Below are 13,431 nucleotides of genomic sequence, written 5' to 3' on the forward strand. Positions count from 1 at the left end.
AATTTTAACAAATCATTGACGAAGCTCGGCTACTTCTCCCCCCAGCCACCGCCTCCGGGCGTCTCCATGCGGATGCGGTCGCCGGCGTGCAGGCATGCGTTGAACTTGCCGGGCTGCTCATCCAGCACCTCTGTGCCGTCCTGACGGCGGATGATCACGTTGCGGCCCTTGCCGCCGGCCTCGCCGCCCTGCAGGCCGTAGGGGCCGATGCGCCGGCGCTCCGAGAGCACGGTGGCCTCGGCGTCGGCCGTGAGCTCTATCTCCCGCACCATGCCGTTGCCGCCCGTGTGCGCGCCCGCCCCGCCGGAGCCGCGGCGGATGCCATACTCCCGCACCAGGAAGGGGTAGGCGTACTCCATGGCCTCCACCGGCGTGTTCAGGGTGTTGGTCATGTGCGAGTGCACGGCGGACTCGCCGTCGGCGTGCCTGGTAGCACCCATGCCGCCGCCCAGGGTCTCGTAGTAGGCAAAGGGCCGGTCCTTGTGCGGATCGTACCCGCCGATGGTGATGTTGTTCATGGTGCCCTGGCTGGCCGCGGGCATGGCCTGGGGCAGCGCCTGGGCCAGCGCGCCCAGAATCACGTCCACGATGCGCTGCGAGGTCTCCACGTTGCCGCCGGCAACGGCAGCCGGGAACCTGGCGTCCACAATGGTGCCGGGCTGGGTGACCACGGTGAGCGGCCGCAGGCAGCCGGCGTTGGTGGAGATGTTCTCCGTGATCAGCGCGCGGAATACGTAGAGTACGGCCGAAAGGGTGATGGCGCGTACGGCGTTTACGCTGCCCTGCACCTGCGGGCCCGAGGCCGAGAAGTCCAGCGTGGCGGTGTCACCCTGCACGGAGAGCAGACAGCGGATGGGCACGAGCTCGTCCGTGATGCCGTCGGAGTCCATGAAGTCCTCGAACTCGTACTCGCCGTCCGGAATGCGAGATACTGCCGTGCGAGTCACGGTCTCGGCATAGTCCAAGAGCACGTCGGCGTACTGCTGCACCACGTCCAGCCCGTACTTGGCGATGAGCTCCTGGGCGCGCTTCACGCCCGTGACGTTGGCCATGACCTGGGCCGCAAAGTCGCCCTCGCGCTCCTGCGGCGTGCGCAGATTGTTCAGGAAGAATATCAGCAGCGGCTGCACGATCTCCCCGCCCTTCACGAAGGTGAGCGGCGGAATGATGATGCCCTCCTGGAAGATGGAGGTGGACAGGGGCATGGAGCCGGCCGAGATGCCGCCCACGTCGGCGTGGTGCGCGCGGTTGGCCACGTAGAACGAGGGCTCGGTGGCCTCGTCATCCGCAAACACCGGGGCAACCAGGGTGATGTCCGGCAGGTGCGTGCCGCCCTTGAACGGGTCATTGAGGATGACCATGTCCCCGCGCTCCATGGGTTGCGCGGCAATGGCCGCCTGCACGGAAAGCGGCATGGAGCCCAGATGCACCGGAATGTGAGCGGCCTGGGCGATCATCTCCCCCTGCGCGTCGAACAGGGCGCAGGAAAAGTCCCGCCGCTCCTTGATGTTCGGGGAAAAGCCCGTGCGCATCAGGGTCATGCCCATCTCTTCGCAGATGGAGGCGAAGCGGTTCTTGAAGACTTCGATGAGTATGGGGTTCACGTCCATTATCGTGCTCCGCAATCGTTAGGAGATGGTCAGGATCAGGTTCTCGTACTCGTCCACCACGGCCGTGGCGTACGGCGGCACCAGCAGGGTGGAGGTGTACTCCACGAGCACGGCCGGGCCCGGAATGACGTTGCCGGCCTTCAGCTCCTCGCGTCGGTACACGCGGGTGGGCAGGGCCACATCATCGAAGATGACCTCGCGTTCGCCCAGGTCCGCGGCCTCGGGGGGCGTCTCGCCGGCCAGCTCCATCTTGGCGAAGGTGGGCTTGATGGGCGTGCCGCGGGCCCGCAGCCGCACGTTGACCACCTGCACGGGCTTGGCCTGGTTGCGGTAGCCGTAGGTGCGCTCGTGCAGCTCGTGGAACGCCTCCACCACGGTGTCGATGTCCGCGGCGTCGGGATCGAACGGCGTGAGGATCTCATAGGACTGCCCCTCGTAGCGCATGTCCAGGTAGCGCTCGAAGGTCATGCGCTCCGGCTCCACGCCCTCGGCCGCGAGGTCTTCGGAGCCGCGCGCCTCCAGCGGAGCCAGGGCCTCGGAGATGGTGGCAGGCGTGCATGCCGCGGCCTCGAACATCACCGTGTGCGAGTAGTCCTTGACGATGTCGGCCAGCAGCATGCCCACGGCCGAGAGGATGCCGGGATTCTTGGGGATGAAGACCTTTTCCATGTTCAGGAGCTTGGCCAGGGAGGCGGCGTGCAGGCCACCGGCTCCTCCAAAGGAGAAGAGCGTGAACTCCCGCGGGTCGAAGCCGCGCTCCACGCTGATCACGCGGATGGCGCGCTCCATGTTCGCGTTGGCCACGGCCAGGATGCCCTCGGCCAGCTCCACCGGCGTCAGGCCCAGCTTGGCTGACATCTCGGCAAAGGGCTTGTCCAACGCCTTGAGATCCAGCTCCATGTTCCCGCCCAGGAAGTGCTCCGGAATGAGCCGGCCCAGGAAAAGGTTGGCGTCCGTCACCGTGATGTCCGAGCCCTTGCCGTAGCAGATGGGGCCCGGGTCGGCGCCTGCGGACTCCGGCCCCACGGTCAGGGAGCCGCCGGCGTCCACAGCCGCGATGGAGCCGCCGCCCGCACCCACGGTGTGGATGTCAATCATCGGCGTCTTCACCGGGTAGCCGGAGATGGAGGACTCCATGGTCAGGGAGAGCGCGCCGTCCATGAGCGCCACGTCCGAGGAGGTGCCGCCCATGTCGAAGGTGATGAGCTTGGGGTGGCCGGCCAGGGTGCCGATCTCCAGCGCGCCCACCACGCCGCCGGCCGGGCCGGAGAGGATGGTGCGCACGGACTCGTGCATGGCCGTGGCCGCGGAGATGGAGCCGCCGTTGGACTGCATGATGCGCAGGGAGTCTCCCTCGAAGAGCCGGTCCTCCAGGAAGGAGAGGTAGCGATGCATCTTGGGCGAGACGTAGGCGTTGACCACGGTGGTGGACATGCGCTCGAACTCGCGGAACTCGCTGACGATCTCGTGCGAGAGGGAGACGGGGATGCCGAGCTCTGCCAGGGCCTGCCCCAGGCGCTGCTCGTGCTCGGGCCGGGCAAAGGAGAAGAGCAGGCATACGGCCACGGACTCTGCGCCGGACTCGCGCACCAGATCGGCCACGCGCTTGGCGTCCTCCTCGGTGAGCGGCTCCAGCTCTTCGCCGGCGGAGTTGATGCGGCCCGGCGCGCCGAAGCGCAGCTCCTCCGGCACGATGGGCGACTCGTGGCGATAGGCGAGGTCGTACAGCCGCGAGCGGTTCTGCCGGCCGATGACGATGACGTCCGTGAAGCGGTCGTTGGTGACCAGGGCGGTGCGCACGCCCTTGCGTTCGAGGATCGCGTTGGTAGCCACTGTGGAGCCGTGGACGACCATGCGGCCCGCATCCGGCGCCACGGCGGCCAGGCCGGCGAGCACGGCCTCGGCCGGGTTGGACGGGGTGGAAAGCAGCTTGTGAACTTTCCACGCCTCGCCGTCCTTATAGATGAGATCGGTGAACGTGCCACCGGTGTCGACGCCGATGATGCGCATGGAGCCTCCTTCAACAAGAACGTGAATCACGAAAAAGCGCGTTGGAATTACAGCGTTGCGGAGGATGGAAGATTGCAGAATGGCGGCCGGAGAGCAAGTGCGGAGAAGGGACGGGGCTCTGTTTCCTGGCGAATATCCGGAAAGCGAGGAGCGACGGGATTCCGTCGTTGAAATTATTATTCTGTTCAGTTTTCTTAAATCTACGCCGAAGAAAGTATGGATTTCAGGAGAGTAGGAAACGTTGCACGGAGATTGCAATAATGGCGTGCAGCACAAGGGATACGGCGAGTATTGGCGTTTTTTAACGTGACAGCCGCGTCGTACTTGAGTAGCAATCCGGCGCGAAGTCAGACCGCTATTCTCTTGAACGAATGTTCAAAAGCGCACAGTTTGGGTACATCAGATCTTCGAGGTGTTTTTTCAACGTGTAATTTCAGGTTGATAAGCCGCATCATTTCCTGTTGAATCGGGTACGCGGCGATAGCGAGATTTTCTAGACAATTTTTTAATAAAATCTATTTTTTCTTTAACTACCCTGGACCTTTCTACAAAAAAGTTGTACTGCGAAGGAAGTCTAATAGAGGTCTATAGGGATTTTGTACAACCAGAGTCCTCCTTCGCAACGAACAGAGGCGACCCATGTTCTCAAGCAAACGTAATGGCAAATCCCTCTACATCTCCCGCAATCGGTACGCTCCTGCAAGGAAGATGCGTGGTTCAGTGCTTTTGCTGCCGTGTCTTATTGCGCTGATTGCCGGTGCGCTCTTCCTCGATCCACTCTCCTGGTTTAAATCGGCCAGCGCGACACCTGCTCCGGCTGTCATGGAGCCTGCCAAGGCCGTTTCCGAAGCACCCGTTGTAGAGCCCAAGGCGTGTCCGCCAAAGAGCAATGTGTCCCTGAACAATGGCGTGCTTTTTGCCTCCACATCCAAGGTCACCAATCCGGAAAGCATGGCCGACGTCAATGACATCGTAGCCGGCGGTATTCCGGAGCCGGACGAGCTTGGCGTGGAGCACATCACCGCCAAGGTTGAGAAAGGGGACACGGCCTCCTCCATTCTGTCCGACTATCTGACGTATCCCGAGATCATCGCCATGGCCGATTCCTGCAAGGATACGTTTTCTCTCACCTGTCTCCGGGTGGGCAAGCCGTACACCATCGTTACGGAAAACGACGCGTTCAAGTCCTTCGAGTACCAGATCGACCAGGAAAACAAGCTCATCGTCACGAAGACCGAGGACGGTTTCCAAGCCGAAAACAAGAAGCTCCACTTCGACCTCAGGACGCGGCTCGTCCAAGGCACCATCAACTCCAGCCTGTTCAAGTCGGTGACGGACGAAGGTGAAACGCCGGAGCTCGCCGTCCGGCTCGCCGAGATATTTGCCTGGGAAATCGACTTCATCCGCGACATCCGCAAAGGCGACTCCTTCCGTGTGCTCGTGGAAAAGCGCTCCCGCAACGGCAAGGACATGGGCTACGGCCGCATCTTCGCCGTCCAGTTCGTGAACCAAGACGAGCTCTATGAGGGCTACCTGTACACCGACGCGGACGAGAACAGCGGCTACTACACGGCAGAGGGCAAGAACCTTCAGAAGGCCTTCCTCAAGGCCCCGCTCTCCTTCCGCCGCATCTCCTCCGGCTTCAACCTGCATCGCATGCACCCCATTCTCCACGTTGTCCGCGCCCATCCCGCCATCGACTACGCTGCGCCCACGGGCACGCCGGTCATGGCCATCGGCGACGGCACCGTGACGGCCAAGAAATACAGCAATGGGGCCGGCAACTACATCAAGGTCCGCCACCCCAACGGCTACGAGTCCGCGTACATGCACCTCTCGAAGTTTGCCAGGGGCCTGGCCGTGGGCCAGAAGGTCCGCCAGAGCGACGTCATCGGCTACGTAGGCGCCACCGGCCTCGCCACGGGTCCGCATCTCGACTTCCGCATGAAGAAGGCCGGGAAGTACGTGAACCCGACCAAGATCGAAAACGTGCGCTCCGAGGGCATCGGCAGGGATCAGATGGATATGTTCAAGCAGGTCGTGGCCGAGCGCCAGGCCGAGATGACCAGCCAGCTGGCCGATGCCGCAAGTGCCATGGAATCCTCCGACATGGCGCAGCAGTAAACGCAGCGAACAGAACACGACAGACGACCGGCGGGTGGGGCGACTCATCCGCCGGTTTTTTTGTGCGATGACGTATCGATGCGAAGTCGATGTACAAGGGGGCTTCTCTGGTGGCGGCCCGCAAAGCACTCAATAACTAGATTTTACTAGCACGCAGTATTGACGACAGGGGCCTTGGCTGGCATATCGGTACCATAACGATTTGCAGAATGTTGCCATGAACGCCGCCACGCTGACCCACAAGGACATTGCCCGCGCCCTCGACATCGCAGAGGCCACGGTCAAGAGCTACCGCCGCGCATTTCCCGAGTTCTTCGAGCTCATACACCAGGGCAAGCCCCTGCGGTATGCGCCGTCTGCCCTGGAGGTGTGCCGGGTCATTCGCGACGGCAGGCAGGAGTCCCTGTCCGAGGTCGATATTCGCCATCGGCTCCGCGAGATCATGCCGGAGCTGAACAAGGCAGGCGCGAACGACCCCAGGGAACTCGGCGGCGCACGCAGGGACGCATCTGCCGAGGCCGTCCCGGCCATGGGCGCGGAGCTCCTGGAGCGCTACGAAAACGCCCTCGCCCAGACCGCCGAGGTGCAGAGCCGGCTGGTGCGGCTGCACGAAGAGAGCGCGGCGCAGATGGAGCAGATGCAGCGCCGGATGTCCGAGGCGCTTACCATGCTTGAGGACCGCGCCGGTCAGCAGGACACGATGATCGAGGCGCTGACGCGGCGGCAGCATGAGATTCTGGACGGGCTGGCCGCTATCCAGGCACGCGTTGCCTGGGAGGAAACCGCCATGCCCGTCGATCAGGAGCAGCCCGAGGACGGTTCCGACACAAGCGAAAACGCGGTGCGGAGCCGCGTCACCCGTGTGGCCGTGCGCAATGCGTATGGCGACGTGCAGCGCTATACCCTGGCCACTGGCGAGCCGGATGTGCAGACGTCGGACAAGGCGACGGAAGCCGGCCCACCCGCAGCCGCTGCAGAGCAGGAGCAGCGTCAGGAAGGGCCACCGCCCGCCTCTCCTGGAGACGCGAATGCATCCGCTCCCGCCGATATTCCAGATCAGGCGGAGGAGGACGCGGCGAGACGGCCACAGGCGTCTGAAGACGAGGAAATGGAAATGGAGGAAGAGCCCACTTCTGCCACTGAAAAGGGCGAGCAGGCCGCGGAATCCATGGCCATGGATGCAGAAGCCGGTGCGCATCCTCTGCCGCCGCGTGACTACAGGGAGCTGCCTCTGGTGGTCCGTTCGGAAATGGGGGAGTACCTGGGCGTGGGCGGCAAAAACCTGGGCGCGTTCTCGCTGGAGGATCTGACGGCCCTGGTGGACAGGACATTTACGCCGCCTGCCAACATGCCTTTCGAGGTCCGCTATGCGCCTGCGTCAGAGGCGGTGGGCGCTTCCGGTCCGGCCTGGACCCTGCGTCTGGACCAGAGCACCGGCCAGAGCTACCGCCTGGAGCTGGAGCGCACCACCACGCCCCGCGGCAACGACGTCGTTGTGCTGTCCGCGCTTTATGTGGATGGCCAGGACGTGCCGCCGGCCAACCTCTATCTTTTCATCAAGCAGATGCTGCAGCTGGCCGGGGAGTAAGGCCGCCTTTCACAGGATGTCTTTGCGAGGCCTCCAGCCGTGCAGGCGCGGCCGGAGGCAGGTATCCCGCACATGCTCCGTGGCCGCCCGGCGTTATTCCGCCATGATGGCCTCAGAAGGACGCTGGCCGCACGCCACGCTCTGCAGGGTGGAAAGCTCTTCGGACGAGAAAATCTTGTCGATGTCGAGGAGCATGATGAAGCCGTCGCCGTGCTTGCCCATGCCGCGGATGAAGTCGGTGCGGATGGAGGTCCCCATCTTGGGCGGCGGGTCGATCTGGTCCTCCTTGAGCTCGAAGACCTCCTGAACCGAGTCGGCCAGCGCGCCGATGATGGTGGACTCGCCCTCCAGCTCCACCTCCACGATGATTATCGCCGTGCTGATGGTCTGGCTGGTCCTGGTGCGGCCGAACTTCATGTTCAGGTCGATGACGGGAACGGCGTTGCCGCGCACGTTGATGATGCCGCGCATGTACTCCGGCGTGCGTGGCACGCGGGTGATGCTGGTGAACTCCAGGACCTCCCGGACCGAGAAGATGTCGAGGGCGAAGAGCTCGTCCTCCAGCGTGAAAGTCAGGTACTGGTTGCGGTCAGTGGTGACGTCTTCGCTCATGGCGTTCTCCCGATCATTGAGTTTGGAAAAGGATACGATCTTTGGGCGAGCCGATCAAGCCATGTGGCCAAACGTATATAAAAAAGAAGCCGCCCGCAGACCGGAGCCGATGTGGCCCGGCCGCAGGCGGCTGACACACTGATGGCGAAAACGCCTAGATGACCTTGTTCAGGGCGTACTCGATGATGCCCTCGGCGCCCAGGCGCTTGAGCTCGGGGATGAGGTCGCGGACAACGCCCTCATCCACCACGATCTCGATGGAGAGCCACGAGGTGTTGTAGAGATGGGCCACGGTGGGCGCGGTGAGCGCCGGCAGCTTCTCCATGATCGCGTCCATCTTGTCCTCGGGCACGTTCATCTTCAGGCCCACGAGCTTTTCAGCGCAGAGCGCGCCCTGGAGCATGAGGTTCAGGGTCTCGATCTTCTCGCGCTTCCACGGATCTTCCCACGCCTCTTTGTTGGCGATGAGCTTCGTGTTGGTCAGCAGAAGCTCGGCGATGATCCGCAGGCCGTGCGCCTTGATGGTGGTGCCGGTCTCCGTCACCTCCACGATGGCGTCGGCCAGGCCTTCCACCACCTTGGCCTCGGTGGCGCCCCAGGAGAACTCCACATCCACCGGGATGCCGGCCTTGTCGAAGTACTGCTGGGTGAAGTTCTTCAGCTCGGTGGCGATCTTCTTGCCCTTGAGGTCCTCGGGCCGCTTGTAGGGGGAGTCCCCGGCCACGGCCAGAACCCAGCGCGCCGGACGGTTGGAGACCTTGGAGTAGACGAGATCCGCGACCTCGACCACGTCGGAGGAGTTCTCCAGAATCCAGTCCTTGCCGGTCAGGCCGGCGTCCAGGGTGCCGTCCTCCACGTAGCGGGACATTTCCTGCGCCCGGCACATGGAGAGCTTGAGGTCGTCGTCGTTGACCTCCGGGAAGTAGTTGCGGTGGTGCTGGCGAATCTTCCAGCCGGACCGCTCAAAGAGCTTGATGGTGGCGTCCTGGAGTGAACCCTTGGGAATGCCGAGCTTGAGAATGGGTTGATTGGCCATTTATTTGTAGACCTCCTTGGGATCGAAAACCAATGGCGAGCACGTCTCGCACACATCGCCCTTGAGCTCCCGGTAGAAGCAGGAGCGATATCCTTCGTGACAGGCGGCTCCGCCCACCTGCTCTACGAGCAGCAGCAGGGTGTCGGAGTCGCAATCCAGCCGCATGGAGCAGATTTTCTGCACATGGCCGGAGGTGCCGCCCTTATGCCAGAGGGTCTGGCGGCTGCGGGACCAGTAATGGGCCTCGCCGGTTTCGAGGGTTTTGTTGTAGGACTCCTCGTTCATGTAGGCGAGCATGAGCACCTCGCCGGAGGCGGCGTCCTGAACGATGGCCGGGAGCAGGCCCTGCATCTTCTCGAAGTCGGGCGCGAAATCTGTCGTCTGTTGGGTCATGGTCGTGATCGTTTAGTGTTTACGTGACGAAAAGTATCTGCGCCTGTAACCAAGCGCGGCGATTTACGCAAGTATTGGCGATAAGCCAGAGACGGTATCTGGAGGCGGTGACGATTTCAAGACGTCATGGCTCCGGGGCGAACTCGTGCGCGGCGCGAAGCTGGCCGCACGCGGCGCCGATGTCCTGGCCCTTGGATTTGCGCAGCATAACCGTAATATCCTTGTTGCGCAAAAGCTCTTGAAACTGCTCAACATCCTCCGGCGAGGGCGCCCGGAACCCCAGGCTCGGCCCCTGGGCCGGGGGGTTGAAGGCGATGAGATTTATCTTGGGCTTGGAGCCGCGGAAGCTGGAGAAAAGCCGCACCAGGTCGCGGGCATGGGCCGGGGAGTCGTTGATCCCGCCTAGCAGAATGTACTCGAAGGTGATGCGTTGCCTGGGCTTGAGCGGGTAGCGCATCAGCCGGTCCATGAGCTCCGGCAGGGGGCAGGCCCTGGCCGCGCGGGGCATGATCCGCTCGCGCAGCTCCTGCGTGGGCGCATGCAGGGACACAGCCAGTGATGCGAGCCCGGCCTCGCCGAGCCGTTCCAGCTTGTCCGGCACGCCCACGGTGGAAACGGTGACGCGCCGCGTGGAAAAGTTCAGTCCCAGCTCGCTGGTGATGGTCTCCAGGCTGGCCAGCACGTTGTCCAGGTTGTTCAGGGGCTCGCCCATGCCCATGAACACGAGGTTGCGCAGGGCCAGCTCGCTGCCCCGCTCCTCCAGAACGCGCCGCGCATGGAGAATCTGGGAAAGGATCTCGCCGGGCCGCATCTGCCGGATAAAGCCCAGGGTGCCCGTGGCGCAGAAGGCGCAGGCCATGGCGCAGCCCACCTGCGTGGACAAACACAGGGTGTAGTGGTCCTTCTCCGGGATGAGCACCGTCTCCACAGCCTCGCCGTCGGCAAGCTCCAGGAGCAGCTTGATGGTGCCGTCGCCGCTCTCCTGGAGGCGTGCGACCGTAGGCAGGACAACGGACAATTCCTCGGCCAGGCGCGCACGCAACGGCTTGGCCAGGTTGGTCATCTTCTCGGGATCGACCACCCCTTTCTGCCACAGCCATTGGTACACCTGCCTGGCGCGGTATGCCGGCTCGCCCATGGCGGCGAATCGTTCTTCCAGCTTTGGGAGCGGATAATCCAACAGGTCGGCCATACGGCAGCCTATTCCGAGCTCCCGGCGCGCTGTTGCACAAAGGCCACGGCCTCGGGAACATTGGTCACGTCGCCGGCGATCTGGGCCTGCAGCAGGGCGTCGCGCAGACGGCCGACCATGGGCCCGGGCTTGAGCCCGGCAAAGTCCATGATCTCGTTGCCGTTGAGCAGGGGCTCCAGCATCTCCTCGGGGATGTCGGCGCGGTCGAGCAGCTTCATGTTGTGGTTGAACGCGGCGTAGTTGCCGCCGGACGCCTTGATCATGGCGCGGGCGATCTCGATGAGCCGCGGATACTCGTCCAGGGCGCGGAAACGGCGGATGCCCTTGTCGTTGAGCATGTACGTGAAGCGGTCGTGGTAGCGCACGAGATGGCAGATGAGGTCCGTGTCCTGCGGGTCCATACCGAGGCTGCGCAGTATCTTGCGGGCGATCTTGGAGCCCACGCGCGGGTACTGGTGGAACATCCACTCGCCTTCGAACAGCTCGGCCGTGTACAGCTTGCCCACAGCGTGGAACATGCAGGCCATGGTGCCATACCAGTCGTAGGGCAGCTCCTCGGGGTAGCGGCGCATGATCTCCAGGGTCAGCTCGAACTCGGTGGCCAGCTCGTTGTCCTCGCTCTTTCGGGTCAGCTTTTTCAGCGCGGCCACCTCCGGCACGAGGGAGTGCAGAACCATGCTCGCATCGAGCAGCTCCACGAAGTAGTGCAAGTTCTCGGCCTCCACCTGGCGCCACTCGTCCATGATCTCGTTGATGGGCGTGTAGTCCAGGATGCGCCGGCGGTTGCGGATGATGGAGATCCAGGAGTTCGCCTCGATGGGCAACTGATAGTTGGCGGCAAAGCGCATGGCGCGGATGCCCAGCAGATAGTTGCGGCGCAGGGTCTCGTCCGGGATGCCCCTGAAGGCGATCTCGCCATCGCGCAGGTCCTCGAAGTCCTCGTGCTGATCCGCGGGACGGGGCAGATACTGGCATGTCAGGCTGATGGCCTCAGGGCCGCCCTTGTCCAGCAAGCCGCGCGTAACGCGGGCCACGGTGATCTCCGGGTGCGATCCTTCAACAAAGTCGGCCGGGTAGAAGCGAAAACGGATGCCTTCCTGGTCCACCACGGCCACGGCGTGGTCGTTGCTCTTGGCGGGCAGGGCATGGGGAAAGATCTTGATCAGCTCGTCAAAGGCGAGGTCCGAGGCCAGGGCGATCTCCACGTTGTCGCCGTTGCCGGATGCAAGATGCCGCTGCTGCATACGCGCATTGATGATGTACGCTTCATACCCGTTGCGGGCGATGGTGTTGCAAAGGCCTATGGCCGATTTGAAAGGATCGGGCATCCCCGTCACTCCTTGGCTCGTGCTATGAAATTACAAAGTATAGTATTCCGAGGGCCTTGCCCTCGGGCTCCCACCAGGGAGCAATGCTCCCTGACTCGCCCCGTCCTGGGGTTCGCCTTCGGCCGATTCGCTTTGCTCATCGTTCCGATTCTCCTGTTCTGGAGAATCGTGGACCCCATATAAGGGGTCCAGGGGATCATCGATCCCCTGGCCGCCGGAGGCTGCCAGAAGCATTCTGTAGAAATCGGGCGGCTCTGGTCAAGCTCGCGCTACACGATCTTCTTGCCCCCGATGAAGTGCGAGACCACCCGGCCCGAGAGCGTGCGGCCCAGGAGCGGGGTGTTGGCGCTCTTGGAATGCATGGTCTCGGCGGACACGGTCCACGTCGCATCGGGATCGAACAGCACGAAGTCCGCCGGCGAACCAGGCTCGAACGTGTTGGCCGCAATATTGAAGATGGAGGCCGGGCCGTAGCACCAGGCCCGCAGGAAGGTGTCGAGATCGAGGTCACCGCTTGCCACCAGCCCCCACGTCACGCTCAGCGCCGTGTCCAGGCCGGAGATGCCGAACGGCGCGTGGTCGAACTCCACTTCCTTCTCATGCGCGGCGTGCGGCGCGTGGTCCGTGGCCAGAATGTCGATGACGCCGTCGCGCAGGGCCTGCAGCAGCGCGGCCGAGTCGTCCGGCGTGCGCAGAGGCGGGTTCACCTTGGCGCGGGTATTGTAGCCCTCCACGCTGCTCTCATCCAGAACCAGATAGTGGGGGCAGGTCTCGGCCGTGACCGGCGCGCCCTTGTCCTTGGCCCAGGCCAGGAGCTCCACGGACTGGCGCGTGGAGACGTGGGCGATGTGCACCGGAATGTTCAGATACCGCGCCAGCTCGATGTCCCGTGCGATCTGGATGGTCTCGGCAGCCCAGGGCTGGCCCTTGAGGCCGAGCCGGCCGGAGACCGGCGACTCGTTCATGGAGCCGCCCTTGCCCAGGAACGGGTCCTCGCAATGATCGATGACGACCATGCCCAGGTCGCTGGCGTACTCCATGGCGCGGCGGAAGAGCTCCGTAGAAGCTATGGGCACGCCGTCGTTGGAAAAGGCCACGCATCCGGCGCGGGCCAGCTCCTCCATGGGCGCGAGCTCTTGGCCGGCAAGCCCCTTGGTGAGTGCACCGATGGGCGCCAGCCGCGGACCCTTGGGCCAACTCCGGGACGCCTGCTCCAGCATCAGCTCGGTCACGGAGGCGTTGTCGTTCACCGGGTCCGTGTTGGCCATGCAGAGCACGGTTCCGAACCCGCCGTGCACTGCAGCGTCAAGGCCGCTGGCAATGTCTTCCTTCCATTCCTGGCCGGGCTCGCGCATGTGCGTGTGGGCGTCGATCAGGCTGGGCAGCAGGGTCAGCCCCTTGGCGTCGATCACGCGGGCGTTCTTGGCCGGGGTGCCGCTCTTTTCGTACGGCGTGAGCTCCAGCACCTTGCCGCGGCGGATGAGGAGGTCCACCTCCTGCTGCTTCCAGCGCGCGCCGCGTACTATGAGATCGGGCAT

At 63.6% G+C, this 13,431-nt stretch carries 10 protein-coding genes; 2 read left to right on the top strand and 8 right to left on the bottom strand.

What is annotated here, in order from left to right; all coding sequences use genetic code 11:
- Positions 1-29: 29 nt before the first annotated feature.
- Together E8L03_RS14645 and E8L03_RS14650 are read right to left on the bottom strand one after the other, a co-directional pair.
- Positions 30-1,610, bottom strand: a complete 1,581-nt coding sequence (locus E8L03_RS14645; protein ID WP_171267730.1) for a hydantoinase B/oxoprolinase family protein — start codon at positions 1,608-1,610, stop codon at positions 30-32.
- A gap of 18 nt (positions 1,611-1,628) precedes the next feature.
- Positions 1,629-3,620, bottom strand: coding sequence for a hydantoinase/oxoprolinase family protein (locus E8L03_RS14650; protein ID WP_171267731.1), 1,992 nt, complete (start codon positions 3,618-3,620; stop codon positions 1,629-1,631).
- 708 nt (positions 3,621-4,328) lie between these two features.
- On the opposite strand from E8L03_RS14650, the gene E8L03_RS14655 reads away from it, so the two are divergent.
- Positions 4,329-5,744: a peptidoglycan DD-metalloendopeptidase family protein gene (locus tag E8L03_RS14655; protein ID WP_171267732.1), complete on the top strand. Its 1,416-nt coding sequence runs from the start codon at positions 4,329-4,331 to the stop codon at positions 5,742-5,744.
- 217 nt (positions 5,745-5,961) lie between these two features.
- Positions 5,962-7,332 (top strand): helix-turn-helix domain-containing protein, encoded by a 1,371-nt coding sequence (locus tag E8L03_RS14660; protein WP_144234136.1) that lies wholly within the window; start codon positions 5,962-5,964, stop codon positions 7,330-7,332.
- A gap of 93 nt (positions 7,333-7,425) precedes the next feature.
- Here E8L03_RS14660 and E8L03_RS14665 read toward each other — a convergent pair whose 3' ends face one another.
- From E8L03_RS14665 to E8L03_RS14690, 6 genes are all read right to left on the bottom strand, one after another.
- Positions 7,426-7,944 carry a chemotaxis protein CheW gene (locus E8L03_RS14665; protein WP_171267733.1) on the bottom strand — a complete coding sequence of 173 codons (519 nt, stop codon included), beginning with the start codon at positions 7,942-7,944 and terminating at the stop codon, positions 7,426-7,428.
- Between the two features lie 154 nt (positions 7,945-8,098).
- Positions 8,099-8,980, bottom strand: a complete 882-nt coding sequence (hisG, locus tag E8L03_RS14670) for an ATP phosphoribosyltransferase (RefSeq protein ID WP_144234134.1) — start codon at positions 8,978-8,980, stop codon at positions 8,099-8,101.
- Positions 8,981-9,373: a phosphoribosyl-AMP cyclohydrolase gene (hisI, locus tag E8L03_RS14675; protein ID WP_144234133.1), complete on the bottom strand. Its 393-nt coding sequence runs from the start codon at positions 9,371-9,373 to the stop codon at positions 8,981-8,983.
- A gap of 124 nt (positions 9,374-9,497) precedes the next feature.
- A complete protein-coding gene (rlmN, locus tag E8L03_RS14680; protein ID WP_144234132.1) occupies positions 9,498-10,565 on the bottom strand; it encodes a dual-specificity RNA methyltransferase RlmN in 1,068 nt (355 codons plus the stop codon).
- A gap of 8 nt (positions 10,566-10,573) precedes the next feature.
- The gene (locus E8L03_RS14685) at positions 10,574-11,893 is read right to left on the bottom strand and encodes an HD domain-containing protein (RefSeq protein ID WP_144234131.1); all 1,320 of its coding nucleotides are present in this window, start codon (positions 11,891-11,893) and stop codon (positions 10,574-10,576) included.
- Positions 11,894-12,162: 269 nt separating this feature from the next.
- Positions 12,163-13,431 (bottom strand): dihydroorotase, encoded by a 1,269-nt coding sequence (locus E8L03_RS14690; RefSeq protein WP_171267734.1) that lies wholly within the window; start codon positions 13,429-13,431, stop codon positions 12,163-12,165.

Origin of the sequence: Oceanidesulfovibrio marinus, assembly GCF_013085545.1 — a bacterium.
GTDB lineage: Bacteria > Desulfobacterota > Desulfovibrionia > Desulfovibrionales > Desulfovibrionaceae > Oceanidesulfovibrio > Oceanidesulfovibrio marinus.

What these genes read in the sequence shown, in the direction of transcription:
- E8L03_RS14665 (WP_171267733.1), bottom strand. Translation starts at nt 7,944, where the DNA reads ATGAGCGAAGACGTCACCACTGACCGCAACCAGTACCTGACTTTCACG.
- rlmN (WP_144234132.1), bottom strand. Translation starts at nt 10,565, where the DNA reads ATGGCCGACCTGTTGGATTATCCGCTCCCAAAGCTGGAAGAACGATTC.
- E8L03_RS14660 (WP_144234136.1), top strand. Translation starts at nt 5,962, where the DNA reads ATGAACGCCGCCACGCTGACCCACAAGGACATTGCCCGCGCCCTCGAC.
- hisG (WP_144234134.1), bottom strand. Translation starts at nt 8,980, where the DNA reads ATGGCCAATCAACCCATTCTCAAGCTCGGCATTCCCAAGGGTTCACTC.
- E8L03_RS14655 (WP_171267732.1), top strand. Translation starts at nt 4,329, where the DNA reads ATGCGTGGTTCAGTGCTTTTGCTGCCGTGTCTTATTGCGCTGATTGCC.
- E8L03_RS14685 (WP_144234131.1), bottom strand. Translation starts at nt 11,893, where the DNA reads ATGCCCGATCCTTTCAAATCGGCCATAGGCCTTTGCAACACCATCGCC.
- E8L03_RS14645 (WP_171267730.1), bottom strand. Translation starts at nt 1,610, where the DNA reads ATGGACGTGAACCCCATACTCATCGAAGTCTTCAAGAACCGCTTCGCC.
- E8L03_RS14690 (WP_171267734.1), bottom strand. Translation starts at nt 13,431, where the DNA reads ATGCCCGATCTCATAGTACGCGGCGCGCGCTGGAAGCAGCAGGAGGTG.
- hisI (WP_144234133.1), bottom strand. Translation starts at nt 9,373, where the DNA reads ATGACCCAACAGACGACAGATTTCGCGCCCGACTTCGAGAAGATGCAG.
- E8L03_RS14650 (WP_171267731.1), bottom strand. Translation starts at nt 3,620, where the DNA reads ATGCGCATCATCGGCGTCGACACCGGTGGCACGTTCACCGATCTCATC.